Raw genomic sequence first — 24,797 nt, 5'->3', positions numbered from 1 at the left:
ACAAGTTCGGCAGGGGTGGGCGGGTTCGGGTGAGGTCAGGCGCGGGCGGCGACGGCGGCGGCGACGGCCTCCTGGAGGGGGGTCGTGGGGCGGCCGATGAGGCGGGAGAGGTCGCCGCTGTCGGTGCGGAGCTCACCGTCTGCGATGGCGCGGTCGGCGTCGACGAGGATCTCGGCGAAGGGGCCGGGGACGCCGGCGCCGGTGAGCACGTCGAGGAAGGCAGCCGGCGGCACATCCTGGTAGCCGATGGCCTGCCCGGTGGCGGTGCTGATGGCGGCGGCCAGCTCGGTCAGGGTGAAGGCCTCGTCGCCGCCCAGCTCGTAGACCTGGCCCTCGTGGCCGTCGGTGGCGAGCACGGTGGCGGCGGCCTCGGCGTAGTCGGCGCGCTGGCGCCGCTCACCCGCCCGTCGCCGGCGGAGCCCAGGACGACGCCGTGCTCGAGGGTGGCGTCGAGCTGGTCGGTGTAGTTCTCGATGTACCAGCTGTTGCGGAGGAAGGCGTGGGGCACACCCGAGGCGGTGATGGCCGCCTCGGTGGCCCGGTGATCGGCCGCCAGCAGCAGGGCCGTGGTGTCGGCGTAGGGGGCGCTGGTGTAGGCGAGCAGGGACACGCCCGCGGCTGCCGCGGCGTCGATGGCGTTCTGGTGCTGGTCGAGGCGGGCGCCGGGCTCGCTGCCGGACACCAGCAGGACCTTGTCGGCGCCGGCGAAGGCGTCCTTCACGGCGCCGGCGTCGCCCAGGTCCAGCGAGACGGCGCTCACGCCGAGGGCCCCGAGCTCGGCCAGCTTCTCGGGGTTGCGACCGGTGGCGGTGATGGTGGCGGGGTCGACGCCCCGGGCGAGGAGGGCTTCGACGGTGAGCCGGCCGAGGTGGCCGGTGGCGCCGGTGACGACGAGGGACATGGATCGCTGCTTTCGGGAATCGGGGAAGGACTCCCCGACCAACCCTTTGCATTTCCCGTTTCTTCCCGTTGGGTGGTACCCACCTTTTGGTAAGTTGGGGGCCATGGCCGCCCGCACCCCTGCCCCCGACCGGTTGCACTCGCTGTTCGCCGACGGCGTGCTGCCGGAGGACTGCCCGTCGCGCACCTTGCTGAGCCACGTCACCAGCAAGTGGGGCGTGCTGGTGCTGGTGGGCCTGGCCGACGGCAGCCTCCGCTGGAGCGAGCTGCGCGACACGGTGCAGGGCGTGAGCGAGAAGATGCTGGCCCAGACGCTGCGCACCCTGGAGGCCGATGGGCTGGTGCACCGCGACGCGCAGCCGAGCATCCCGCCCCGGGTCGACTACTCGCTCACCCCGGTGGGCCAGGAGCTGGTGGCGCTGTTGTTCCCGCTGGTGGCGTGGACCGTGGCCAACGCCGAGGCGCTGGTGCCCGCCGTCGGGCGGTAGCTCACGCCGGGTACGTGGCCACCTCGGTGGCCTTCACGGTGGCCCACACCGCGCTGCCGGGCCCGAGGGCCAGCGCCGCCAGCGACGCGGCGGTGATCTCGGCCACCAGCGGCACCGGCCCGTCGAGGTGGACCCGCACCCGCTCGCCCAGGAGGTCGAGGTCGGTGACCGTCGCCGGCCAGGCGTTGCGGGCGCTGCCCTCGGGCGCTCGCAGGTGGAGGGTCACGGCGCTGGGCGAGATGGTGGCGAACGTCGGTCCGTCGACCGCCTCGGCCACCTCCACGGCACCGCCCTCGGCGTCGAGCGCGACGACGTGGCCCCTCCCCTCGCCCCGCAGGAGGTTGGTGCCCAGCAGGTCGGCCACGTAGCGGCTGCGGGGCCGGGCCGTGACCTCGGCCAGCGCTCCGCTCTGGCTGGCCACGCCGTCCTCCAGCACCACCACGTCCTGGGCCAGCACCAACGCGTCGAGCGGGTCGTGGGTGACCACGACGGTGACGCCGGCGAAGTCGGCGAGGTGGCGGTGCAGGTCCCGCCGGGTGGCGGCCCGGGTCCCCACGTCGAGCGCCGACAGCGGTTCGTCGAGCAGCAGCAGGTCAGGGTGGCCGACCAGGGCGCGGGCCAGCGCCACCCGCTGGGCCTGGCCGCCGGAGAGGGCCTTCGGGCGCTCGTTGGCGTACGCCTCCAGCCCCACCCGCTCCAGCCAGACCCGTGCCTCGGCACGAGACGCCACCTTCGACGTGCCGTTGCTGCGCGGGCCGAACGCCACGTTGTCGAGCACGCTCAGGTGGGGGAACAGGAGCAGGTCCTGGTGGACGAAGCCCACGCGCCGGTGCTCCGGCGCCACGAAGGTCCCGGCCTGCGGATCGTCGAGCACCCGCCCCGCCAGCTCGATGGCCCCTCCGGCCAGCGGCTGGAGCCCGGCGAGGGCACGGAGGATGGTGGTCTTGCCGGCGCCGTTGGGGCCGAGCACCGCCAGCACCGTGCCGGCGTCGGCCTGCACGTCGACGTCCAGCGCCAGCGACCCGAGCCGCACCTCCAGGCGGGCGTCGAGGCTCACGCCCGCACCAGCCACTTGTCGCGCAGGCCGACCAGCACCACGAACGAGACGAGCAGCAGCACCAGGCTGAGGGCGATGGCGGCCTCGCCGTCGCCCTCGAGCTTGAGGTACACGGCCAGCGGCAGCGTCTGGGTCCGGCCCACGATGTTGCCGGCGAAGGTGATGGTGGCCCCGAACTCGCCGAGCGCCCGCGCCCACGCCAGCACGGCGCCGGCCCCCACCGACGGCGCCACCATGGGCAGCGTCACCCGGCGGAACACCGTGAAGCGCGAGGCGCCGAGCGATGCGGCCACCTGCTCGTAGCGCTGGTCGACGTTGCGCAGCGCCGCCTCGACGGTGATCACGTAGAAGGGCATGGCCACGAACACCTCGGCCAGCACCACCCCCTTGGTCGAGAAGGTGAGCTGCAGGCCGAACACGTCGTGCAGCCAGCCACCGATGGGGCTGCGCAGGCTGAACGCCGAGATCAGGGCCACGCCGCCCACCACCGGGGGCAGGACCATGGGCAGCAGCACCAGGCCGCGCACGATGGCCCGGCCCGGCACCTCGACCCGGGCCAGCACCCACGCCAGCGGCGTGCCGAACAGGACCACCACGACCGTCGACGAGAGCGACGCCACCAGCGAGAGCTCCAGCGCCTCGATCGACTCCTCGGTGCCGAGGTCGGTGAGGAGCTTCGACCACGCAGCCCGTTGCAGCAGGCCGGCGAACGGGAGCGCGAAGAAGAGGGCGGCGACCAGGGCGACGACGACCACCAGGACCGGTGGCCGCCGCCGCGACCGCGCCAGGTCGGCGGGAGGAACCCGGCCTCCTCGAGCACCTTCTGGCCTTCGTCGCCGGCCACGAAGGCCACGAAGGCCGCGGCCACGTCCTGGTTGCCGGACGCCTTGAGGGCCGCGGCCGGGTACACCGCGATGGCGTTCTGGGCCTCGGGGATGTCGACCACCTCGACCTGGTCCCCGGCGGCGAGGCCGTCGGTGACGTAGACGATGCCGGCCACGGCGTCTCCCTCGGTCACGGCGGTCAGGGTGGCCTTCACGTTCTGGCCGAGCGTGACGTTATCGCTGGGGATGTCGACGCCGGCGTCCCCGAGGATCTGGGCGGCGAACGTGCCGCACGGGGCATCGGTGGCGCAGAGCGAGACGATGCCCACGTCGGCGAGGTCGGCCAGGGTCTTGATGCCCTTCGGGTTTCCGGGCTTGGTGACGATCACGAGCTGGTTGCGGGCGAAGGTGGTGGGCTCGCCGTCGGTGAGGTCGGCGTCGGTGAGCTTCGCCATGTTCTTCTCGTCGGCCGAGGCGAACACGTCGGCCGGGGCGCCGGCGACGATGGCGTCCGACAGGGAGCCGGACGAGTCGAAGTTGAAGGTGACCTTGGTGTCCGGGTGGGCCTCCTCGAACGACTTGCCGATGTCGGTGAAGGCGCCGGTGAGCGAGGCGGCGGCCGACACCGTGATGTCGCCGGAGAGGTCGTCGGCCGGAGCTGCCGTGGTGGTGGGCCCGTCGTCGGCCGTGGTGGAGGGGCCCGACGACGCCTTGGTGGTGGTCTTGGCGGCGCCGTCGCTGTCGCTGCCGCACGCGGCCACGAACAGGGCCAGCGCGGCCAGCACGGCCAGGAGGAGGCGGGTGGGGCGGTTCATGGAGGAGCTCCTGAGGGACACTCTGACACCGCAGGTGCCAGGCAACTTGGCGTCGATCCTTGCACACGCAAGGGACACCCTCGGTTGGGTTCACCAGTCCGAGGGCTCCGGAGCGGGGCCGCACCCCCGGCCGAGCAGACTGCCGAGGTGGACGGGCTCGAGGCGCTGGCGGTGATGGCGGCCGGTATGGGCGCCGGCGGCATCAACGCCGTCATCGGCTCCGGCAGCCTGATCTCGTTCCCGACCCTCCTGGCGGTGGGCTACGCCCCCATCACCGCCAACGTCTCGAACAACATCGGGCTGGTGCCCGGCGCCATCAGCGGCGCCTACGGCTACCGCCGCGAGCTGGCGGGCCAGGGCCGCCGCGCCCGCACGCTCGCGGTGGCGTCCGGGACCGGCGGGCTCTGCGGCGGCATCCTCCTGCTCACGCTGCCCTCCCAGGTCTTCGACGCCATCGTCCCCGTCCTGGTGCTGCTCGCCGTGGTGCTCATGGCGCTCCAGCCCCGCCTGGCCCGCTGGGTGGCCGAGCGCCGCCCGGACGACGCCCGCGACGTCGGCCCCGCCCCGATGGCCATCGCCTTCGTCGCCGGGGTCTACGGCGGCTACTTCGGCGCCGCGCAGGGGATCATCCTGCTCGCCATGCTGGCGGTGTTCGTCCCGGACGACCTGCGCCGGTCCAACGCCCTCAAGAACGTCCTCGCCGGCACGGTCAACGGCGTGGCAGCGATCCTGTTCACCCTGTTCGCCCACGTGGCGTGGGAGGCGGTGGCCCTGATCGCCGTCGGCTCGGTGGTCGGTGCGTGGCTCGGGGCGAAGGTGGGGAGGCGCATCCCGGCCACGGTGCTCCGGACCCTGGTCGTCCTCCTGGGCGTCGGCGTGGCCCTCCGCCTCCTCCTGACCTGAGCCGACGCCTGCGGTGGCCGGGATCCGGCGGCCGGGCGGTGTCGGGCGCGGCGGCACGGGCCATGCTGGGCCGATGCGGATCGAACTTCGAGGGCTCCGACGGACTGGCGCTGGTGGGCGACGCCGAGGGCCCCGAGGGCGGCCCGCCGGTGCTGCTGCTCCACGGCGGCGGCCAGACCCGCCACTCGTGGTCCGGCACCCTCACCACCCTGGCCAACCAGGGGCGCCACGCCATCAGCCTCGACCTGCGGGGCCACGGCGACAGCCAGTGGGCCCCCGACGGCAACTACTCCCTCGAGGCCTTCGCCGCCGACGTCGCCGCCGTGGCGGCCAGCTTCGACCGCCCTCCGGCCCTCGTCGGGGCCTCCCTCGGCGGCCTCGCCTCGCTGGTGGCCATCGCCGAGAGCGACGACCAGGCGGCAGTGGCGTCGAGCCTGACCCTGGTCGACGTGGCCCACCGGCTGGAGGAGGGCGGCCGCGACCGCATCGGCGCCTTCATGACCGGCAACCTCGACGGCTTCGCCAGCCTCGAGGACGCCGCCGACGTGGTGGCCGCCTACAACCCCACCCGGCCCCGGCCGCGCGACCTGTCCGGGCTGCGGAAGAACCTGCGCCAGCGCGACGACGGCCGCTGGGTCTGGCACTGGGACCCGGCCTTCATCCGCGGCTCCTTCGGCAGCCCCGACGAGACCCGCACCACCATGGTGGAGCCCGGCCGGCTCCGGTCCGCCGCCGAAGCGCTGCAGGTGCCCACGCTCCTGGTGCGTGGCCGGTCCAGCGACCTGCTCAGCGCCGAGGGCGCCCAGGAGTTCCTGTCGATCGTCCCCCAGGCCGAGTTCGCCGACGTCGCCGGCGCCGGCCACATGGTCGCCGGCGACCGCAACGAGATCTTCAACCGCGCCATCCTCGACTTCCTCGCCCGCCACTAGCCCGAGCCGGCCCCGGGGCGACGGCACCGCCCCCCCGCCGCCGACCCACCCCACCCCAGCGAACTTTGTAGCGGGGGCCGGCCGGGCTGCGGGGGGTGCCGGGGCGGCGGCGGCCGGCCGGGGTCAGGTGGCGAGCGAGGCGACCACGGTGGCGAGGCGGGCGACGAGGGCGGGGTCGTTGCTGGCGGGGACGAGGATCAGCTCGTCGGCGCCTTCGGCGGCGACGGCGGTGGCGAAGTCGGCCAGGCGCTGCTCGGTGTGCAGGGACATGCGGCCGGCCAGGACGTGGGCCGGGCGCTCACCGAACACCGCGAGGTAGCGGCGGCCGAAGGCCTGGAGGGTGGCTTCGGCATCGGGGCCGAGGGCGACGAAGGCGCCGGTGACGAGGCGGGGGCGTTCGGTGCGGCCGGCATCGAGCCAGGCCCGCTCGGCCAGGCGGAAGTTGGCGCCGGCCTCGGCGGCGTCGCCGGGGAGGGTGAAGCCGCTCACGCCGTCGGCCCAGTGGGCGGCGCGGGCGAGCGAGCGCGGGCCGGTGCCGCTGCAGAGGATGCGCGGCCCTCCCGGGCGCAGGGGTGTCGGACCGACCTGGCCGCCGCCGGCGGCGTCGCCGCCCGCCCAGAGGCGGCGGAGCTCGGCGACGGCGTCGTCGAGGCGACCGAACCGACCGGCGAACGGCGAGCCGAGGGCGGCGTAGTCCTGCTCGCGCCCGCCGACGCCGACGGCGACCTCCACGCGTCCGCCCGACACCACGTCGATCGACGCCAGCTGCTTGGCCAGCAGGGCGGTCTGGTGCCAGGGCGCCACCGCCACGTTGAACAGCACCCGGACCCGCTCGGTGAGCGCCGCCGCCGAGGCGCACAGGGTCATGCCGTCGAGGTTGTCGAACGTGATGCGCTCGCCCGCCGAGATCGACGAGAACGGCCCTTCGTCGACGGCACGGCACCACGCCCGCACGCCGTCGCGGTCGAAGCCCGCGGTCATCTGCGGGAAGGCCAGGCCGATCTCCATGGCCCGGGACCCTGGCACACCGCAAGGCGCCGTCGCTCGCCTTCACGAGGTCGAGCGGCCGGCGTCGGACCCGTCCGCCTGGCTGCTACGTCGGCGCTCGTCGCCGGAGCGACTCGCCGGCGGGGATCAGCCGCCCTGGAGCTCGATGGCAGCCGACGCCTGCTCGAGGCGGGGCTTGACGTCGGCGCTGAACTGGCGGGCGCCGACCACCGGGACGAGGGCGATGCGGGCCAGCCACGGGGTGCGGGCGATGCCGGCGGTGTCCCACACGAAGTCGCTGTAGCCCAGCGCCTCCTTGAGGGCGAGCCCGGCGCCGGCCAGGTGCGCACCGACGGCCACCACCGCCGCAGCCCTGGCGACGGACGGGCCCTTGCCGGGACCGTCGTCCTTCGCCTCGGCGCCGCCGTGCGGCGAGGTGGCGGCCACCGGCAGGAGGGTGAGCACGGGGCGCAGGTCGGTCCCGGCCAGGTGCTGGGGGACCTGAAGGGTCTGGGTGCGGCTCATGGTCCCCAGCTACCCGATCGAAGGACCGCTACCCAGGCCGCCGCCCCGGCGGCGGGTGGGGCAGGATGCCGCCATGACCGACCTCGCCGTGCCCGTCGACGACCTCGCCCCCGCCGTCATCACCGAAGCCCTGCGGGCCGGAGGGCACCCGGTCACCGTCACCGGCGTCGAGGCCACGGCCATCGGCACGGGGCAGATGGCGGGCAGCTACCGGCTCGCCCTCGATTTCGACGGCGACCCGGGCGAGGTGCCGCCCACCCTCGTGGCCAAGCTGGCCGTCGGCCCCATGGACAAGCGCACCAGCGTGGCCGGCGCCTACCGCACCGAGGTCGACTTCTACCGCGACCTCGCCCCCACCCTCGCCGTGCGGGTCCCCCGGTGCTGGCACGCCTCGGTGTCGGAGGACGCCACCGACTTCCTGCTGCTGCTCGACGACCTGGCGCCCGCAGAGCAGGGCGACCAGCTGGCGGGGTGCGACGTGGTCGACGCCGAGGCCGCCGCGGTGAACCTGGCCGGCCTGCACGGCCCCCGCTGGTGCGACCCGACGCTGGCCGACGGCACCCTGGCCATCGTCACCGCCGACGAGGCCTCGGTCCTCACCGAAGTGCTCGAGCCCATGACCAGCGTCTTCACCGACCGCTTCGCCGGCCGGCTCCGCGCCGAGGACCAGGAGGTGCTCGAGCGGGTGCCGGCCGTCGCCGGGTCGTGGCTGGTGGGCCGCGGTGAGCGCTTCGCCCCCGTGCACGGCGACTACCGGCTCGACAACCTCATGTTCGCCCCGGACCACGGGCCGGTGACGGCGCTCGACTGGCAGACCGTCAGCCTCGGGCTCCCGGCCCGGGACCTCGCCTTCCTCCTCGCGACCGGGCTCTCGATCGAGGACCGCCGTGCCCACGAGGACGACCTGGTGGCCGCCTACCACCGCGCCCTGCTGGGCCACGGCGTGACGGGCTACGACCTCGACGCCTGCCGGGACGACTACCGCTACGCCATGCTCCAGGCCCCGCTGATCATCGTGCTCGGGTGCGCGGTCGGCACGCCCTCGGAGCGGGGCGACCGGATGTTCCTGGCCATGGCCGAGCGCTCCTGCGCCGCCATCCGCGACCTCGACCCGTTCGCCCTGCTCTAGCCCTCGGCGTCGTCGGTCGGCTCCACCAGCCGCTCACCGTCGGGGACCGGCTCCCCGCGCTCCGCGGCCACCTCGACGGCGCGCTCGGCGTCGGGCTCGGGCACGGCGGCGAGCCGCTCGCCGGTCTCCACCAGCCGGTCCTCGTCGGGCTCACCCAGGTCGTCCAGGTCGCTCGCGTCGCTCATCGGTGCTCTCGTGGTCGTCTCGATCGGTCGGCCACCGCCTACCCGCAGGGGCCCCGCTCACCCTCCCGCTGTCGGGGGGCCTGGGTACGCTGCGGCCGATGACCGACCCGGCGGCACCCCTCGACCGCTACCGGCCCCGGTCCGACGTCAGCACCGTCCCGCCGCAGGGGGACGACGTCGCCAAGCGCTGCCCGTTGCGGGTGCAGTTCGACGTCCACCCCCCGTTCGACACCACGCGGGCCGAGCCGTCGTCGGTCGATCGCCTGCGCATCGACGACAGCGTCACCTTCGGCGACCGGATCTTCGCCGAGCTCCTGGCCGCGCACCCCGGCGCGGTGCGCGTCCCGCCGGACGGCACGGCGGCCGAGCGGGAGGCGGCCACCGCAGCGGCGCTGGCCCAGGGCGCACCTCTGGTCCTGGGCGGGCGGCTGCCGGTGGACGAGGTAGGACGGCGAAGGGGCGGGCCCGACGTGCTCGTCCGGGCCGAGCGCCGGCCCGACGGCCGCTGGGCCTACCACCCGCTCGCGGTCCGGCACCGGCTGGTGCTCGACGCAGGGCAGCCGCCCACGCCCGACGCCGCGGCGGTGGTCGCTCCGCTCGCCTCGCCGGCCCACGCCGATGCTCGCACCGACCCGGAGCACCTCCCCCGCCTGGCCCGTGCCCACCTCCTGCTGCTCGCCCACCACCACCGGCTGCTCGAGGCCGCCGGCCACGACGCCGCCACGCCCGTGGGCGCCGTCGTCGGCAAGGAGGAGGTGGCGGTCTGGGCCCGGCTCGACGTCCCCAGCATCCGCCAGCGCTGGGACAAGCGCCGGGCCGCCGACGAGACCGCCCTGCAGCGCTACGACTTCGAGTTCTCGTTCCGCCTCGACGTGCTGGCCGCCGCCGCCGAGGGCACGCCGCTCGTGGAGCCGGTGTGGATCGGCGAGTGCACCACCTGTCCCTGGGTGGCCCACTGCCGTCCCCAGCTCGAGGCGGCCGACAGCGTCAGCCTCCTCCCCGGCCTGGGCTACGAGCAGTGGCGCGCCCTGCGCCGCGCCGGCGTGGCCACGCGAGCGGACCTGGCCCGGCTCGACCTGCGCTCGGCGGAGCTCCGCGACGCCTACGCCCGCCTCGGCGACCTGGCCGAGCTCGCCGACCGGGCGGCCGCCCTGCCCGCCGACACGCCGGTCGCCGAGCTGCTCGCGCCGCCGGCCGCGACCGCCGGGCCGACCGAGGTCGCGGGCCCGGCCGACGGCGCGGCCCACGGCGCCGCCGACGTCGGCGACAGCGGGACCGAGGTCGCGGTCGAGGTCGACCCCGAGGTGGTCGAGCGCCGGGCGGCCGCCGCTCGGGCTCGGGTCGACCAGCAGGCTGCGACCCTGGCCGGCGCCGGGGTGCTGCGGACCGGCGACCTCGGCTCGCTCGACCCGGTCGCCCTCGCCCTCGTCGGCCAGCCGATCCGGTCCCTCGCCGACGCCGTCCAGGGCGCCCGGGCGGTTGGCCTCGGTGGCGGCCCGCTGCTCCGCCACGGGCTGCGGGCGCTGGAGGTGCCGTCGGCCGACGTCGAGATCGACATCGACATGGAGAACGGCATCGACGGCACCGCCTACCTGTGGGGCGCCTGGGTCGACGGCCGCTACCACGCCGCAGCGTCCTGGGACCCGCCCGGCCCGGCCGTCCAGGCTGCGGTGTTCGTGGAGTTCTGGACCTGGCTCGAGGCCCAGCGCACCGCCGCCGCGGCCGCCGGCCGGTCGCTCGTCACCTACTGCTGGTACCGCGGCGCCGAGTCCCGCGCCCTGAAGGAGGGGGCGGCCGCAGCCGCCGCCGAGCTCGGCCTGGTCGACGCCCCGGCCGCCGTCGACGACTTCCTCGCCAGCCCCCAGTTCGTCGACCTCTGGGAGGTGTTCACCACCCAGCTGGTGACCGGCGGCAGCCACGGCCTCAAGGTGGTCGCCGGCCTGGCCGGCTTCTCGTGGCGCGACGCCGACCCCGACGGCGCCCTCTCCATGGTCTGGCACGCCGAGGCCACCACCGACCCCGACCCCGCCGTCCGCGCCGCCGCCCAGCAGCGCCTCCTCGCCTACAACGAGGACGACGTCCGCGCCACCGCCGCCGTCCGCACCTGGATGCGCACCCTCCCCCACCTCCGCTGACCCGGGCCGGCCTGCCGGTCCTGCTGCCGCCGGCTCGGCGCCTGGGCGGGGTGGGCGGTTCGTCGCGTTGGTCCGCTTCTGCGGGCGGTCAGTCGCATTTCCTGTCGATCGGGGGGTGCAGAGGACCCCCGATCGACAGGAATCCGCGGTCGCCGGGCGTCAGTCGGCGGTGGGGCCGGTGAAGTGGGGGGGCGCGCTTCTCGGTGTGGGAGGTGAGGCCCTCGCGGGCGTCGGGGCCGCCGAAGCCGATGAACTCGTAGGCCAGCGACGCGTCGAGGATGGCCGACTGGGAGCGGTACCAGTTGTTCAGCGTCTGCTTGGTCCAGCGGATGGCCTGCTGGGCGCCGTCGGCGAGGTGGGTGGCCACGGCCAGGGCCCGGTCCTGGACCTCGTCGTCGTCGACGCAGAGCGAGACGAGGCCGATGCGCTCGGCCTCCTCGCCGGTGAGCGTGTCGCAGGTGAGCAGGTAGTACTTGGCCTTGGCCATGCCGCACATGAGCGGCCAGCAGATGGCGGCGTGGTCGCCGGCCGCCACCCCGAGCCGGGTGTGGCCGTCGATGATGCGGGCGCTGCGGCCGGCGACGGAGACGTCGGCCAGGATGCCGGCGCACAGGCCGGCGCCCACCGCAGGCCCGTGCAGCGCCGAGACGATGGGCTTGGAGCAGTTGATGACGTTGAAGACCAGGTCGCGTGCCTCTCGCAGGATGCGGGTGCGGACCGCGTAGTCCTCCATGAGGTCGTCGAGCAGCTCGAAGCTCCCGCCGGCCGAGAACGCCTTGCCGGCGCCGCGCAGCAGGGCGACGTTGGTGTCCGGGTCCCGGTCGACGGCCAGCCACACGTCGGCCAGCTGCCGGTGCACGGCGTGGCTGACGGCGTTCAGGCCCGGCCCGTCCATCGTGATCCGCAGCACGCCGGGGGCCGGGCGGTCGAACGTGAGGTCCTCGAAGGCGGCGTAGCGCTCGGCGTCGGTCATGGTCGGCAACCTAGATCGGGCGCCACCGGCCATCCCTCGTGAACACCGTCACGACCGCTTGCTGTTGCAAGCATCACCGGTAGCCTGGGCAAGCACGCAGCGCCGGCAGGGAGCCGGCTGCGACGACCCCCGGAGATCGCCATGTCGTTCTGGAAGCCCTCCCGCCCCTCCTCCGTCGCCGACGACCTCCGCTCCGTCCCGCTGTTCGCCGACTGCACCGATCGCGAGCTCGAGCACGTGTCGACGCTCACCACGGCCGTCTCGGTGGAGGCCGGCCGCGTGCTGCTCGCCGAGGGCGGCACCCGCCGCCAGTTCCTCGTGGTCGCCGACGGCACCGTGTCGGTGAGCCACGCCGACGAGGCCATCGCCGTGCTCGGCACCGGCGACTTCGTCGGCGAGCTCTCGCTGCTCGGGAGCACCCGGCCCAACGCCACCGTCACGACCCTCACCCCCACCACGCTGTGGGTGAGCAGCTCGGCGGAGTTCCGGTCCCTGCTCGACGCCGCACCGTCGGCTCGGGCCAAGGTCGCCGCCGCTGCCGCCGAGCGGCTTGCCGCCGCCTCCTGAGGCAACGGCGGGTGGACGGCACCCGTCCAGGTGACATCCCGGCTGGCGATCGGGTGAACCGTCCGATCTACGCTCTCGTGCCGAGGCGCTCGGGTGGCGCCCAGCGAGGATGAGATGACCGCTGCTCCGGGGGGGAGACATCGAGGAGACCTGGCTGGCCGCGCTCGCCGACGGTTCGGAGATGGGCGCCCTCGTCGCCGCCCACGACTGGTCGGCCACGCCCCTCGGGCACCCCGACGGCTGGCCCGCCGGCCTGCGCTTGGCGACGCAGATCGTGCTGACCACCCGCTTCCCCATGCTGCTCGCTTGGGGCCCGGACCTGGTCAAGATCTACAACGACGGCTACCGGCCGATGCTGGGCGACAAGCACCCGCAGGCCCTCGGCGCGCCGGCACGGGAGATCTGGCCCGAGGTGTGGGACATCATCGGCCCGCTCCTCGAGGCCTCCCTCGGCGGGGCCACGAGCTCCTTCGAGCACCAGCTCCTCGAGCTCGACCGCAACGGGTACCTCGAGGAGTCCTACTTCTCGTTCTGCTACAGCCCGGTTCGGGATGACGACGGCACCGTCGGCGGCGTGCTCGACGTGGTCACCGAGACCACCGAGCAGGTGGTCAACCGCCGACGGCTGGAGTGCGTGGCGGACCTGGCGGCAGAGCTGGTCACCGCCCACGACGTCGCCGAGGTCGGCCGCCGCGCCGTGGCCTCGCTGCGGACGTGCGTCGACGACATCGCCTCGGCCGAGGTGCACCTGGCGGTCGGCGACCAGATCGTGCAGGTGGCCACCAGCCGGCGAGCCGTGATCGACGGGATCGCCCCGGAAGACCTCCGCGGCATGGTGGGCGGCGAGCCCCGCCTCCTCGACCCGACCTGGGAGGAGGGTCGCCCGGGTCACCGGTGGGCCAGCCCCATCGGTGCCGCCACGTCGGCCCAGGGCGTCCTCGTGGTCGACCTCAGCCCCAAGCGACCCTTCGACGACGGCTACCGCACCTACCTGGAGCTGATCGCCCGCACCATCGGCGCCGCCATCGACCACGCCCACACCCGCTCCGCCGAGCTGGGCGAGCAGCGCCGCATCAGCGACGCCCTCCAGAGCGCCATGCTGCAACCGGCGTCCGACCTCCCCACGGTGGCCGCCCGGTACCTGCCGGCCACGGGCAACCTCTCCGTCGGCGGCGACTGGTACGACGTGCTGGGCCTCGACGACGGCCGCCGGGCCCTGGTGGTGGGCGACTGCGTGGGCCACGGGCTCGAGGCCGCGGCGGCCATGGGCCAGCTCCGCACCGCCAGCCGCACGCTGCTGCTCGAGGGCCGCGGCCCGGCCGAGGTGCTCGAGTCCATGGACCGCTTCGCGTCGTCGGTCACCGGCGCTGCGTGCGCCACCATGGCGTGCGCGGTCGTCGACCTCGAGGCCCGCTCCATCACCTACGCCCTGGCCGGGCACCCCGCTCCGCTCCTCGCGGGGCCGGGCGGCGCCACCTGGCTCACCGAGGGGAGCGGCCTGCCGCTCGCCGTCGTCGGCGGCCAGCGCCGCTGCCAGGCGGTGACCTCGTTCGACCCGGACGACCTGCTGGTGCTCTACTCCGACGGGTTGATCGAGCGGCGGGGCGAGGACATCGACATCGGCTTCGAGCGCCTGCGGGCCGCTGCCGCCGCTCGGCTGGACCAGTCGGTGCAGCAGCTCGCCGACGGCCTGCTCGACGACCTGCTCGACCCCGAGGGCCGAGACGACGTCGCCCTGGTGGTCAAGCGCCTGGCGACGCGGCACTGAGGGCGGCGATGCGGGCGGACCGCAGCTCGCCCCGCCGGACCTTGCCGGCGTCGTCGCGCAGCGCCTCGTGGACCACCTCGACGGTCCGCGGCAGCTTGTAGGCCACCAGCCGCTCGCGCAAGAAGGCCAGCAGCTCCTCGACGTCGAGCTCCGCCTCGTCGGCCTCCACCACGGCGTGGACCACGTTGCCCTTGTCGTCGTCGGGCAGGCCGAACACCACGCAGGAGCGCACCGCCGGGTGCTCGGCGATGGCCGCTTCGACCTCGGCCGGGTAGACGTTGGCGCCACCCGTGAGGATCATGTCGCCGGCGCGGTCGCCCAGGTGGAGGTAGCCGTCCTCGTCGAGCCAGCCCCGGTCACCCAGGGACTCCCACCCGCCTTCGCGCGTCCGCGCCTCGGCGCCGACGTACCGGTACGTCGGCGTGTCACGGGCCGAGCGCAGCCACACCTCGCCGTGCTCGCCGGCCGGGAGCTCGTTGCCGTCGGCGTCGGTGATCTGCATCGTCCCGGGCGCCGGCCGGCCCACCGAACCGCGGTGCTCCAGCCAGTCGGTGCCGGTGATGATCGTCGAGGTCTGGCCCTCGGTGCCGGCGTAGAGCTCGAAGATCCGCTCCGGCCCGAGCCAGTCGATCCAGACCTGCTTCAACCAGTCGGGGCAGGGCTCCGCGAGGTGCCAGACGGTGACCAGCGAGGACAGGTCGTAGCCGTCGCGCACGTCCTCCGGGAGCCGCCAGATGCGCTTCATCATGGTCGGCACGAGGTACACGACGTTGGCGTGGTGGGCCTCCACCGCCGCGAGGGTGGCCTCGGCGTCGAACCGCTCGAGCAGGGCGACGGAGCTGCCCCGCAGCAGGGCCTGGCAGGTCCAGATGAACGGCCCGTTGTGGTACATCGGCCCGGGCATCACGAGGGCGCCGCCGTCGGTGAAGCCCAGGAACGAGGCGAAGCCCTCGACGTAGGTGGCCGGGTCGCCGGCCACGATCAGCTTGGGTCGCCCGGTGGAGCCGCCCGAGGTGGGGGCCTTCCAGCTGGGCGCCGTGCGATCGGGCATCGGCCCGTCGTCCAGGTCGGCAGCGGGCCGGTGGCCCACGGGCAGGCAGGCCCGTCCCGGGAAGGCGCCCGGCTCCGCACCGACGATCACCGGCGGGTTCGCCAGCTCGACGATGGCGGCCAGCTCGCGCTCGGGGAGGCGCGACGACACGGGCTGGGGCGTGGCCCCCAGCGTCCAGGCCGCCACGACCGCCACCAGGAAGTCGACCGAGTTGGGCAGGGCGATGGTCACGAGGTCGCCTTCGGCCACGCCCAGGTCGGCCAGCTCCCGGGCGAACCGGTTGGCGGCAGCGACGAGCTCGCCCCGGGTGAGCGACGCGCCGGCGCACGTGATCGCCAGGGCGTCGGGGTCGGCCTCGGCGAGGTCGGCGAGTCGGCGGGGGAACGACGGGGCAGCCACGGCGGCGACGCTACGGCGCCCGACCCGGTGGTGCTCGGGCGCCGCCGGCCACGAGGAGCCCGGGCGACCACCCGGGTGGGCTGGGCGGTCAGCAGGGGGCGATGTGCGGGCGCGGGCCGGCCTCGAGCCGGGGTACATCGGACATATCGCCCGGTCGGCGCGGGTATCGCACCAACAGGCCCGATCGCGGCCTGGCCCCCGGAGGGAGCACCCGATGACCACCCCGACCGACCTCGCCACCGACATCCTGGAGCAGCTCAAGGCGGGAGACGTGCCCGCCGAGCGGCTGCGGGCTGCGCTGCAAGCCTCGGTGCTGGGCCTCGGCGACCTGACGACGTGGTCCGATCCGGGCCGGCTGGCCACCGAGGTCCTCACCGCCGTGGGCACCGCCCTCCAACCCCCTGCCAGCGCCGAGCGCACCCTCCGACGGGTGGTGTGAAGGCCGGCTCGGGGTCCTGGCTGCCCCTTGCATGGAGTGGTCGGGCAGGGGTAGGCCTCCGCGCCATGGAGCGGGGACGACGGTGATGCGCCGAGCGCTGGAGCTGGAGCGGGATGCCGCGGCTGCCGCCACCGCCCGCGCGTGGCTCACCGACGCGCTGTCCGACCCCGCTGTCATCTCGGGCCCGGCTCGGGCCGACCTCCTGGTCATGGCCAGCGAGCTGGTCACCAACGTCATCTCGCACACCCGCTCACGCCCCAGGATCGCCGTCAGCTGCGACGACGACGAGGTGCTGGTAGAGGTGGGCGACGACTCGCCCGACCTGCCGCAGGTCCGCGACCTCGAGCCCGATCGGGTGGGCGGGAACGGCCTGCGGATCGTGGAGGCCTGGTCACGCCGGTGGGGCGTGGAGCGCCACCCCGACGACGGCAAGACCGTCTGGTTCACCGTCGCCACCCAGCCCGCCTGAACCCGGTCGGCGAGGGGTCGGGGCGGTGAGCGTGCCGGCTAGGGCGGAGACCCGTCGGTGGCCTTGCGGCGGCTGACGCGCCGGGACGCGCGGATGGCCACGGCGATCACCGCGGCGACCACCACGGCGACGGCAGCCCGCACGTCGTCGCTGAACCCGCTGCGGCGCCCGTCGCCCGCGCCCGACGAGCGATGTCCCAGCGCGTCGCTCACGCCGAGCCCGCCGAGCGGTGGTTGACCACCAGCAGCGGGCACGGGGCACGGTGCAGCAGGCGGTCCTCGACCGATCCGTGCAGCAAGCGGTCGAACCAGCCGGGCTGCTCGGAGCCGAGGACCACGACGTCGGGCTGCTCCTGCTCCATGACCGCCAGCAGGGCGTCAGCGGTGCCGGCCGACGACGGGACGAGGCGCTGCTCGTCGGCGCCGCCGATGGCCTGGCCGGTGCGCGCCAGGGCTGCCCGGCCGGCGGCCAACGCCTCGTTCCACTCCTCGTCGGCCTCTTCCTGGGTCTGCAGCGGCCCCTCGAAGCCGCCAGCGTCCTCATCGGCGTCGTGGCGCGCCTCGATCACCGTCACCAGGGCGACGTGGGCATCGGGGTGCAGCAGGGCGACGGCCCGACGGGCGGCGGCGACCGCAGCGACGGACCCGTCCGTGGCGATCATGACCTTCATGGGGAGCGCTCCTGTGGCGGGTGTCGATCGTCGTCGCCCACGGTAGGCAACGGCGGTGCGGCGCGCCTCAGGCGGACGGGGGCGCTGGGGGCGGTTCGTTGACCGACTCGGGCGACCGCGGGTCGGCCGGGCTGACCGGCGTCTCGGCGTCCGGGCCGGCCGGGCGCTCGACGGTGCGGTAGAAGCGGTCGTCGAGCGTGTCCGTCGGCACGTCGTCGTGGCCCGCCGTCTGCTCCGGGTTCTTGGTGTGCTTGGCCGCCCAGATCGCGAGGGCGACCAGCGCGACCACGACGACCCCGACCACGAGGCCGATCACGATGCATCCCCAGTGGGGGCTGCGGGGTGCGCGCCCGAAGGACGGGCACGCAGGGCGAGGCGGGGCGCAGGCATGCCTCGGTGCCTACCCTCGCCTCCTCGGCCTGAGTGCCCCGTTCGGGTGATCGACGACCGGGGCACCACGCTGCGTGACGGGGCGAGCAGGTCCCGTCAGCTACCTTCGGCCCCCTCGGGGGAGCGAGCAGCGGGCAGCCGCGGCGTCGGCGGCCCCGGCACCGTCCCGCACCGGAAGCAGCTCCCATGTCCCACCGTGTCCGTTCCGTCCTCCTCGCCGCGGGGCTCCTCGCGCCGATCGCCGTCGTCGCCCTGCCGGCCGACGCGGCACCGCCCGCCTTGACGGTGTCGGTCACCGCCGGCGCGCCCGGCACCGCCGTGACCGTCACCGGCACCGGCTGCTCCTCCACCGATGACGCCGACCGATCCATCGAGATCAGCTTCATCAGCGGCACCGCTCCGAACGAGCGCCTGGCCGGCCAGACCGGCTCCTACGACGGCGACACGTACCCGTTCCTCGTGCCGACCTGGATCGACCCGGCCCAGCCGGCGGTCATCGAGGCGCGCTGCGTGTCCTACGACTACGACTCCGACAGCGACGATCCCGTCGTGCTCTTCTCCTACGACCCCGTGCCGTTCGACGTGCTGCCCGGCGGCGGCCCGGCCCAGACCGCCACCCTGTCCCGGACGACGGCGAAGGCCGGCCAGGCCATCCGCGTGGACGTCACCGACTGCGCCGTCGACCTCGACGACGAGGACAGCCCCTTCCCCAGCGGGATCCTCTACGCCGGCTCCGACCTCAGCGGCCGGACCCTCGGCAGCCAGGTCGGCTACGCCGAGCCCGGGTTCGACGAGCAGGGCGCAGGCGACGCCTACCTCCTCCTTGTGGGCTTCGACGGCACCCCGATCCCCCAGGGCACCTACACCTTCGTGCCCGGTTGCACGAAGGCCGATGGCCAGCTCGGCTACGAGCCGCAGCTGGTCACGGTCGACGGCACCACCGCCTACGACTCGATCGCCCTGACCACCACCAAGGGCTCCAGCACCGTGACGCTCAGCGGTGCCGGCTGCGTCGACCAGCCCGTCGACTACGTGATCCTGGCGCTCGACACCTCGGAGCTCCCCGACTTCCCGATCATCGACGAGCTGGCCTCCGGGTCCGGGGCGAACGCCCGGATCCTCCACACCACCCGGCACGGACTGGCCGCCGGGCCTGCCGCCCGCGCCGCCCGGTCCGGTTCCACCCGCGCTGCGGAGCCGGTCGGCGACCTGCCCCAGGTCATCCAGCACCCCGGCACCGCGGTGCCGGCCGCCGACGGGTCGTGGAGCGCCTCCTGGGACACCGGCATCCACGAAGGCGCCGTCCTGGCCTACGCCACCTGCGGTGACCCCGTCGGCGACGGGTTCTCCTACGACGTGGTCGAGGGCACGATCGAACCGGCGGAGGCCACCACGCCCACCACCGTCGTGCCGGCTCCGACGACGCCCGCCACCGCGCCCGCTGCGCCCGCTCCGGCCACCGCGGTGCCGGGTCGGCCCACCTACGCCGGCTGACGCCGAACGGGCGGGCGTCCCGTCAGACCAGGCGGGGCGCCCAGGCCAGCGACATCACGAACGCCGCGGCCAGGAGCACGGTGGCGCCGGCGGCGAGGGGCACGGTCAGCTCGACCTGCTCGGTGACGGTGCCGATCCGCGTGCCGATCCGGTCGTAGACGTCGGCCAGGCCCCGGGCGCTGGTGGCCGTGTAGGTCTCGCCGTCGGTGGCGTCGGCCAGGGCCGCCATGGCTGACGGGTCCGACGGCACCGGCACCTCGGTCCCGCGGAAGGGCAGCACGCCGTCGGCGGTGCCGTAGGCGACCGTGAACACCGGCACCTCGGCGTCGGCGGCCTTGGCGGCGGCGGCGTCGATCGACGCGCCGCTCGTGCTGGCGCCGTCGGAGAGCAGCACGATGGCCCGGTAGGGCTGGTCGTCGGCCAGCACCACCTGGTCCGAGGACGACGCCTCGATGGCGTCGAGCGAGGCGGTGACGGCGTCGCCGGCCGCCGTTCCCTGGTGGAGCTCGATGGCATCGAGGGCCGAGGTGAGCGCGGCGTGGTCGGTGGTGGGCGACACGGCCACCTGGGCCGAGGCATCGAAGGTCACGAGGCCGATGCGATAGGCCGACGGGGCCTGGTCGACGAAGTCCTTGGCGGCGGCGACGGCGACCTCGATGCGGCTGGGTGACACGTCGGTAGCCGCCATCGACTCCGAGGTGTCGATGGCGAGCACGACCACCGCGTCGTCCCGGGGGACCTCGGCGGCATGAGCGGGGCGAGCCAGGCCCAGGACCATGCCGGCGACCGAGAGGAACAGGGCGGCGGCGGTGAGGTGGCGGCGCCAGGCCCCACCCCGGGGAGCGACCGAGGCGAGCAGGTCGAGGTCGGGGTGGCGGACGGCCCGTTGGCGCTTGCGCCGGGCCAGGACCGCGTAGGCGGCAGCCAGAGCGGCCAGGATGACGAAGAGCCACAGGCGGCTGGGGGAGAGCAACGTCACGGGAGGGTCCCTCCGGGTCGGGGTGCGGGTCGCGGCAGCGATCGCGGCATGGGTTGGACCGTTGCTCCAGCCCGGGCGTGGACGGTCACAGCGCCCGGCCTCCTCGGACGGCGGCGAGCACGACGGCGCCGAGCACCCCAGCCATGGCCACGCCGAGGACGCCCCGGGTCACCTCGCGCTGCTCGGTGGTGGAGCCGACGGCGATGGAGATGTCGGCGTAGACGTCGCCCAGCTCTCCCGCCGAGGACGCCTGGAACGACCGGGCACCGGTGGCGCCGGCGACGGCCTGCATGGTCTCGGGGTCGGCGGGCACCCGGACGGTCTCGCCGTCGAGCGACACCGTCCCGTCAGCCGTGCCGAAAGCGATGGTGGTGACCGGGACGCCGACGTCGGCGGCGAGGGCGGCCCCCTCCTGCGCGGTGCGGCCCACGGTGGTCGCCCCGTCGGAGAGGAGCACGATCGAGGCGGGCAGGTCCTTGCCCGACGCCAGCAGGTCCGGCGAGAGCACCGACTCGACGGCGGTGAGCGAGGTGGCGATGCCTTCACCAGCAGCGGTGCCCGCACCTTCGGTCAGCCCGCTGATGGCCGCGGTCACCGTGGCCCGGTCGGTGGTGGGCGCCACCAGCAGTCGGGCGTCGGCGTCGAAGGCCACCAGGCCGACGTGCAGGCCCGAGGGCAGCCCCTCGACGAAGTCGGTGGCACCGGCGATGGCGGCGTCGAGGCGCGACGGGCTGATGTCGGTGGCCTGCATGGAGGCCGACACGTCGATGGCGAGGACCACCACGCCCTCGTTGCGGGGCACCGCCTCGGCGCGGGTGGGTTGGGCGATGGCCACCACCAGCGCCGCCAGCGCGGCGAGGCAGAGGACCGGGGAGAGGTGGCGGGTGCGGCGACTGCGAGCGACGCCGGGCGACAGGGCGGCGAGGCGGGCCGGGTCGGCGTAGGCGGCGGCCGCCCGGCGGTGTCGGACGAGGACGGCCACGTAGGCAACGGCCAGGCCGCCGACGCCGAGGAGCAGGAACAGGCGAAGGGGGTGGAGGAAGTTCACCGGCGACGCCTCCTGGCGGTCACGAAGCGGACGACGTCGCGCAGCCAGTCGCCGTCGGTGGCGACCTCGAGGTGGCCGGCCCGGCACGACGCCAGGCGATCGGCGGTGGCCGAGCGGCGCTTCGCCGCGGCCTCGGCGTAGCGCTGGCGGAAGCGCTTCGACGAGGTCTGGACCTCGTGGCGGCGCCCGGTCTCGGGGTCGACCAGGGTCAACATGCCGACCGGCGGGAGGTCGTCCTCGCGGGGGTCGGTGAGGTGCGCCACCACGACGTCGTGGCGCACGCCGAGGGCACGGACCTCACGGGGCCAGTCGGACGGGTCGAGCAGGTCCGACACCACGACCACCAGCCCGCCTCGCGGGGCGAGCAGGCGGGTGCGGCGCAGCGCGTCGGCCAGGGTGACCGCCGGCCCCTCGGAGGACGCCGCGGTCCGGGCCCGCTTCTGGAGGCGGGAGAGCAGGTCGATCACCGGGCCTCGCCCGGCGCGGGGCGGCACGACCCGTACCTCGGCGCCGTCGAAGAGGACGGCCCCGGTGCGGTTGCCGGGGCGAGCGGTGAGGAAGCCGAAGGCCGCCACCACCGCGACCGCGAGGTCGCGCTTCTCGTGGCGAGCCGTCCCGTAGTCGAGGCTGGCGCTGCCGTCGACCACGAACCACGTCTCGAGCTCGCGCTCGGCGATGGTGTCGCGGACGTGGACGTCACCGCTGCGGGCGGTGAGGTTCCAGTCGATCCGGCGCACATCGTCGCCCGGCTGGTACCGGCGCCCCTCCCCCGCCTCGGTGCCCGCCCCGGGCAGCAGGCCCTGGTGGTCGCCGTGGAGCAGGCCGTCGAGCTGGCGGCCGATGGCCAGCTCCAGCTCGCGCAAGGAGCGCTCCCCGGCGGCGAGGCCGGCTCCGTCGATCCCGGTCACGCCGCCGCCACCACCCGGTCGTGGACGACGGGCCCGTCCTGGCTGGGCGAGACCCGGGGCGCCGCCACGGTGGAGACCAGGCGCTCCACCACGTCCTCCACCAGCACGCCTTCGGCGATGGCGTCGTAGGACAGCAGCAGCCGGTGGCGCAGCACGTCGCGGGCCACGTCGAACACGTCCTGGGGCAGTGCGTAGGACCGGCCCCGGATGAGGGCGAGGGCCCGGCCGGCGGCGATGAGGCCGAGCGTGCCGCGAGGGCTGACGCCGTGGGCGATGACCGGCACCAGGTCCCCGAGGCCGTGCTCCGCCGGCTGGCGGGTGGCGAGCACGAGGCGGACGGCGTAGTCGAGGACGGCGTCGTGGACGAACACGTCGTCGGCCGCCCGCTGGAGGGCGACGAGCCGGCCGTTGCCGAGCACGGCCCGGGCCACCGGTCGGTGGCTGGCCATCCGGCGCACGATCTCCGCCTCTTCGCGACCGTTCGGGTAGTCGACCAGGACCTTCATGAGGAAGCGGTCGCGCTGGGCCTCGGGCAGCGGGTACACGCCCTCGTTCTCGATGGGGTTCTGGGTGGCCAGCACCAGGAACGGGTCGGGCACGGCGTGGGTGACGCCGCCGATGGACACGTGGCCCTCGGCCATCACCTCCAGCAGCGCCGACTGGACCTTGGCCGGAGCGCGGTTGACCTCGTCGGCCAGCACCACGTTGGCGAAGACCGGTCCCAGCTCGACGTCGAACGCCTCCTGCGAGGGCCGGTACACCCGGGTCCCCACCAGGTCCGAGGGCATCAGGTCGGGCGTGAACTGGATGCGCTTGAAGCTGCCGTCGAGCACCTTGGCCATGGTCTCGGCGGCGAGCGTCTTGGCCAGGCCGGGCGCGCCTTCGAGCAGGCAGTGGCCCCGGGCCACGGCGCAGACGAACAGGCGCTCGATCACGTGGTCCTGGCCCACGAGGATGCGCTTGGCCTCGAACAGGGCGATCTCGAGGACCTCGTCGGGCGAGGGGCGGCGGCGGGTGGCCTCGGCATCGAGGTCGGGGTCGGTGGTGGTCACAGGGCTCTCCAGGGATCTCGCAGGGTTGGCGGGGTCAGCGCGGTCGGGATGGGGCGAGCGGCCCCCACCGGGTGGGTGGGGGCCGGTCGCCGGGTGGGTCAGAGCTCGGCGTCGGGCGCCTGGGTGGTGGCGCCGGACGAGCTCGAGCTCGAGCCGGTGCCCTCGCCAGGGGCCTGCCCGCGGCCCTGGCCGTCGTGGTCGCAGCCGGCCTTGCCGGTGCCGTCGGCCGGGGCGGTGCCCTGGTGGCCGGCGGCGGGCGCCTCGGTGGTCGACGGCGTCGTGGTGGTGCCGCCGTCCTGGGCCGAGGCCAGGGCGGCGCCGCCGAAGGCCATGCCACCGACGAGGGCGGCGCCGGCGATCAGCTGGAGGGGTTTGAACTGCATGTCGTTCTCCTGGGTTGGGTCCCACCCACCCAAGCGGACCAACCTCCGAGGCCGCCCAAGGCCAACCGGGAGTTCCCGGTGAACCCCGGACCGCTCCCGCCGCCGCTGCGCCCGTTCGGAGACCGGCGGTACCCGAGAAGCGGTGGAACAGGCCGAACGACCCATTTTGTCGACGCAAGGACGAATGCTGCTCAGGTGATCGTGCCGACGCGACGATGATGCGGAGCATGGAGGCGGCGACGGGATCCAGCTGGCAGCAGCGCGGCGGGCACCTCGCCCCGTTCGCGGCCCTGGTCGTGCTGGCCTACGGCCTCGCCATCTTCCCGCCCCACACCGCCCACGCCGTGGCGGTCATGGCCGCCAGCGGGGCCTGCTTCCTGGCCGCCGGGACCCTCACGGTCCTCGTGCCGTGGGAGCGGCTCCCCGACGGCTCGGTCCTCCTGCCGGTGGCCCTGGCCTGCGCAGGTGTCGGGCTCCTGCGCCACGCCGCCGGCGGCGGCGTGAGCGCCTACGGCGGCCTGCTGCTGCTGCCGGTGATCTGGCAGGCCCTCTACGGGCGACGCTTCGAGCTGACGGCCACCATCGCGCTGGTGGCCACCACCTACGCCGTGCCGATCCTGTTCATCGGCGGCGAGCCGTACCCGCCCGGGCAGTGGCGGGCCGCCATCGTCTCGACCCTGACCGCCGCCACCGTCGGCTTCACGGTCGAGCACCTGAACCGCACCCGGGAGGAGCTGCTGGCCCGCACCCGGATCCTCGCCGGCCACGACGAGCTGACGGGGCTCGTCAACCGCCGCCACGTGTCGGGCGTGCTGGCCGATCAGGTGGCCGGCGGCACCGGGGGCGTGCTGGCCATGCTCGACCTCGACCACTTCAAGGAGTTCAACGACGTCCACGGCCACCTGGCCGGCGACGACGTCCTCACCGCCACCGCCGAGGCGTGGCGCGGCGTGGTCCGGGCCACCGACACCCTCGCTCGCTGGGGCGGCGAGGAGTTCGTGGTGCTGTTCCCCGACTCCAGCCTGGACCAGGCGTGCGCGATCCTCCACCGCATGGCCGGCGCCATGGGCGACGGCCTCACGTTCTCCGGCGGGGTCGTGCGACTCGGTCCCGACGAGGAGCCGATGGACGTGCTCCGTGCCGCCGACCACCTGCTCTACGAGGCCAAGGCCGAGGGCCGCAACCGGATCATCACCGAGGACGACACCTCGGTCGATCGGGTCGACCTGAGCGGCCTGGCCGGGTGGGAGCCCGCCGTGCTCGCCGCCCTGGCCGCGCGGGGCTGACCGCTGCCTCCCGCTGATCGACGCAGCCCGCCGACACCACGGCC

26 protein-coding genes and 2 pseudogenes are annotated in these 24,797 nt (G+C 74.8%); 11 read left to right on the top strand and 17 right to left on the bottom strand.

The window, feature by feature from the left end:
* Window positions 1–35 precede the first annotated feature (35 nt).
* A pseudogene (locus tag KSP35_RS22855) lies at window positions 36–901 on the bottom strand (SDR family oxidoreductase).
* A 103-nt stretch (window positions 902–1,004) separates the two neighbouring features.
* Between KSP35_RS22855 and KSP35_RS22850 the strand changes: the two are divergent.
* The gene (locus KSP35_RS22850) at window positions 1,005–1,388 is read left to right on the top strand and encodes a helix-turn-helix domain-containing protein (RefSeq protein ID WP_216998065.1); all 384 of its coding nucleotides are present in this window, start codon (window positions 1,005–1,007) and stop codon (window positions 1,386–1,388) included.
* A 1-nt stretch (window position 1,389) separates the two neighbouring features.
* Here KSP35_RS22850 and KSP35_RS22845 read toward each other — a convergent pair whose 3' ends face one another.
* From KSP35_RS22845 to modA, 3 genes and pseudogenes are all read right to left on the bottom strand, one after another.
* Window positions 1,390–2,445, bottom strand: coding sequence for a sulfate/molybdate ABC transporter ATP-binding protein (locus KSP35_RS22845; protein WP_216998064.1), 1,056 nt, complete (start codon window positions 2,443–2,445; stop codon window positions 1,390–1,392).
* Window positions 2,442–3,233 carry an ABC transporter permease gene (locus KSP35_RS22840; protein ID WP_217002316.1) on the bottom strand — a complete coding sequence of 264 codons (792 nt, stop codon included), beginning with the start codon at window positions 3,231–3,233 and terminating at the stop codon, window positions 2,442–2,444. The genes KSP35_RS22845 and KSP35_RS22840 overlap by 4 nt, the downstream gene beginning before the upstream one ends.
* A gap of 71 nt (window positions 3,234–3,304) precedes the next feature.
* A pseudogene (modA, locus tag KSP35_RS24920) lies at window positions 3,305–4,084 on the bottom strand (molybdate ABC transporter substrate-binding protein); the annotation flags it as partial.
* Window positions 4,085–4,231: 147 nt separating this feature from the next.
* Here modA and KSP35_RS22835 point away from each other — a divergent pair.
* Complete coding sequence (locus tag KSP35_RS22835) at window positions 4,232–4,987, top strand: sulfite exporter TauE/SafE family protein (protein ID WP_216998063.1); 756 nt, start codon at window positions 4,232–4,234, stop codon at window positions 4,985–4,987.
* Window positions 4,988–5,049: 62 nt separating this feature from the next.
* Window positions 5,050–5,916, top strand: a complete 867-nt coding sequence (locus KSP35_RS22830) for an alpha/beta fold hydrolase (protein ID WP_216998062.1) — start codon at window positions 5,050–5,052, stop codon at window positions 5,914–5,916.
* A 123-nt stretch (window positions 5,917–6,039) separates the two neighbouring features.
* Here the strand turns inward: KSP35_RS22830 and KSP35_RS22825 are convergent, their stop codons facing one another.
* Both KSP35_RS22825 and KSP35_RS22820 read right to left on the bottom strand, forming a co-directional pair.
* A complete protein-coding gene (locus tag KSP35_RS22825) occupies window positions 6,040–6,924 on the bottom strand; it encodes an LLM class flavin-dependent oxidoreductase (RefSeq protein WP_216998061.1) in 885 nt (294 codons plus the stop codon).
* Between the two features lie 126 nt (window positions 6,925–7,050).
* Entirely contained in the window at window positions 7,051–7,428 is a 378-nt protein-coding gene (locus KSP35_RS22820) for a hypothetical protein (RefSeq protein ID WP_216998060.1), read from the bottom strand.
* A 73-nt stretch (window positions 7,429–7,501) separates the two neighbouring features.
* On the opposite strand from KSP35_RS22820, the gene KSP35_RS22815 reads away from it, so the two are divergent.
* Window positions 7,502–8,557 (top strand): phosphotransferase family protein, encoded by a 1,056-nt coding sequence (locus KSP35_RS22815; protein ID WP_216998059.1) that lies wholly within the window; start codon window positions 7,502–7,504, stop codon window positions 8,555–8,557.
* Here the strand turns inward: KSP35_RS22815 and KSP35_RS22810 are convergent.
* The gene (locus tag KSP35_RS22810) at window positions 8,554–8,742 is read right to left on the bottom strand and encodes a hypothetical protein (RefSeq protein WP_216998058.1); all 189 of its coding nucleotides are present in this window, start codon (window positions 8,740–8,742) and stop codon (window positions 8,554–8,556) included. The genes KSP35_RS22815 and KSP35_RS22810 overlap by 4 nt on opposite strands.
* 98 nt (window positions 8,743–8,840) lie before the next feature.
* Here KSP35_RS22810 and KSP35_RS22805 point away from each other — a divergent pair, with 98 nt between their 5' ends.
* Entirely contained in the window at window positions 8,841–10,877 is a 2,037-nt protein-coding gene (locus tag KSP35_RS22805) for a ribonuclease H-like domain-containing protein (protein WP_216998057.1), read from the top strand.
* 88 nt (window positions 10,878–10,965) lie between these two features.
* Here the strand turns inward: KSP35_RS22805 and KSP35_RS22800 are convergent, their stop codons facing one another.
* Complete coding sequence (locus KSP35_RS22800; RefSeq protein ID WP_216998056.1) at window positions 10,966–11,850, bottom strand: enoyl-CoA hydratase/isomerase family protein; 885 nt, start codon at window positions 11,848–11,850, stop codon at window positions 10,966–10,968.
* Window positions 11,851–11,991: 141 nt separating this feature from the next.
* Here KSP35_RS22800 and KSP35_RS22795 point away from each other — a divergent pair, with 141 nt between their 5' ends.
* Window positions 11,992–12,417, top strand: coding sequence for a cyclic nucleotide-binding domain-containing protein (locus KSP35_RS22795; protein WP_216998055.1), 426 nt, complete (start codon window positions 11,992–11,994; stop codon window positions 12,415–12,417).
* A gap of 181 nt (window positions 12,418–12,598) precedes the next feature.
* Window positions 12,599–14,185 (top strand): SpoIIE family protein phosphatase, encoded by a 1,587-nt coding sequence (locus KSP35_RS22790; RefSeq protein WP_216998054.1) that lies wholly within the window; start codon window positions 12,599–12,601, stop codon window positions 14,183–14,185.
* Here KSP35_RS22790 and KSP35_RS22785 read toward each other — a convergent pair.
* Entirely contained in the window at window positions 14,160–15,635 is a 1,476-nt protein-coding gene (locus KSP35_RS22785; RefSeq protein ID WP_216998053.1) for an AMP-binding protein, read from the bottom strand. The two genes, KSP35_RS22790 and KSP35_RS22785, sit on opposite strands and share 26 nt — an antisense overlap.
* Window positions 15,636–15,849: 214 nt before the next feature.
* Between KSP35_RS22785 and KSP35_RS22780 the strand changes: the two genes are divergently transcribed.
* Entirely contained in the window at window positions 15,850–16,074 is a 225-nt protein-coding gene (locus tag KSP35_RS22780; RefSeq protein WP_216998052.1) for a hypothetical protein, read from the top strand.
* A gap of 85 nt (window positions 16,075–16,159) precedes the next feature.
* Window positions 16,160–16,543 carry an ATP-binding protein gene (locus KSP35_RS22775; RefSeq protein ID WP_216998051.1) on the top strand — a complete coding sequence of 128 codons (384 nt, stop codon included), beginning with the start codon at window positions 16,160–16,162 and terminating at the stop codon, window positions 16,541–16,543.
* Window positions 16,544–16,581: 38 nt separating this feature from the next.
* On the opposite strand, the gene KSP35_RS22770 is transcribed toward KSP35_RS22775, so the two are convergent.
* The 3 genes from KSP35_RS22770 to KSP35_RS22760 all read right to left on the bottom strand — a co-directional run bounded on the left by KSP35_RS22770 (window position 16,582) and on the right by KSP35_RS22760 (window position 17,529).
* Window positions 16,582–16,755: a hypothetical protein gene (locus tag KSP35_RS22770; RefSeq protein WP_216998050.1), complete on the bottom strand. Its 174-nt coding sequence runs from the start codon at window positions 16,753–16,755 to the stop codon at window positions 16,582–16,584.
* Window positions 16,752–17,213 (bottom strand): universal stress protein, encoded by a 462-nt coding sequence (locus tag KSP35_RS22765; RefSeq protein ID WP_216998049.1) that lies wholly within the window; start codon window positions 17,211–17,213, stop codon window positions 16,752–16,754. Before KSP35_RS22765 ends, KSP35_RS22770 begins: the two co-directional genes overlap by 4 nt.
* A gap of 67 nt (window positions 17,214–17,280) precedes the next feature.
* The gene (locus KSP35_RS22760; protein WP_216998048.1) at window positions 17,281–17,529 is read right to left on the bottom strand and encodes a hypothetical protein; all 249 of its coding nucleotides are present in this window, start codon (window positions 17,527–17,529) and stop codon (window positions 17,281–17,283) included.
* A 260-nt stretch (window positions 17,530–17,789) separates the two neighbouring features.
* Between KSP35_RS22760 and KSP35_RS22755 the strand changes: the two genes are divergently transcribed.
* Window positions 17,790–19,097 carry a hypothetical protein gene (locus KSP35_RS22755; protein ID WP_216998047.1) on the top strand — a complete coding sequence of 436 codons (1,308 nt, stop codon included), beginning with the start codon at window positions 17,790–17,792 and terminating at the stop codon, window positions 19,095–19,097.
* Between the two features lie 22 nt (window positions 19,098–19,119).
* Here the strand turns inward: KSP35_RS22755 and KSP35_RS22750 are convergent, their stop codons facing one another.
* The 5 genes from KSP35_RS22750 to KSP35_RS24910 all read right to left on the bottom strand — a co-directional run bounded on the left by KSP35_RS22750 (window position 19,120) and on the right by KSP35_RS24910 (window position 23,467).
* The gene (locus KSP35_RS22750) at window positions 19,120–20,076 is read right to left on the bottom strand and encodes a VWA domain-containing protein (protein WP_216998046.1); all 957 of its coding nucleotides are present in this window, start codon (window positions 20,074–20,076) and stop codon (window positions 19,120–19,122) included.
* 85 nt (window positions 20,077–20,161) lie between these two features.
* Window positions 20,162–21,124 (bottom strand): VWA domain-containing protein, encoded by a 963-nt coding sequence (locus KSP35_RS22745; RefSeq protein WP_216998045.1) that lies wholly within the window; start codon window positions 21,122–21,124, stop codon window positions 20,162–20,164.
* Window positions 21,121–22,032: a DUF58 domain-containing protein gene (locus tag KSP35_RS22740; protein ID WP_216998044.1), complete on the bottom strand. Its 912-nt coding sequence runs from the start codon at window positions 22,030–22,032 to the stop codon at window positions 21,121–21,123. Before KSP35_RS22740 ends, KSP35_RS22745 begins: the two co-directional genes overlap by 4 nt.
* Window positions 22,029–23,084, bottom strand: coding sequence for a MoxR family ATPase (locus KSP35_RS24915; RefSeq protein ID WP_254126885.1), 1,056 nt, complete (start codon window positions 23,082–23,084; stop codon window positions 22,029–22,031). Before KSP35_RS24915 ends, KSP35_RS22740 begins: the two co-directional genes overlap by 4 nt.
* A 98-nt stretch (window positions 23,085–23,182) precedes the next feature.
* Window positions 23,183–23,467 (bottom strand): hypothetical protein, encoded by a 285-nt coding sequence (locus KSP35_RS24910; RefSeq protein WP_254126884.1) that lies wholly within the window; start codon window positions 23,465–23,467, stop codon window positions 23,183–23,185.
* Between the two features lie 227 nt (window positions 23,468–23,694).
* On the opposite strand from KSP35_RS24910, the gene KSP35_RS22730 reads away from it, so the two are divergent.
* A complete protein-coding gene (locus KSP35_RS22730; RefSeq protein ID WP_216998042.1) occupies window positions 23,695–24,753 on the top strand; it encodes a diguanylate cyclase in 1,059 nt (352 codons plus the stop codon).
* Window positions 24,754–24,797 lie beyond the last annotated feature (44 nt).

Source organism: Aquihabitans sp. G128 (genome assembly GCF_019048865.1).
Taxonomy (GTDB): domain Bacteria; phylum Actinomycetota; class Acidimicrobiia; order Acidimicrobiales; family Iamiaceae; genus Aquihabitans.
Note: the sequence above shows the minus strand (reverse complement) of the source record. Positions and strands in the feature narration are given on the sequence as shown.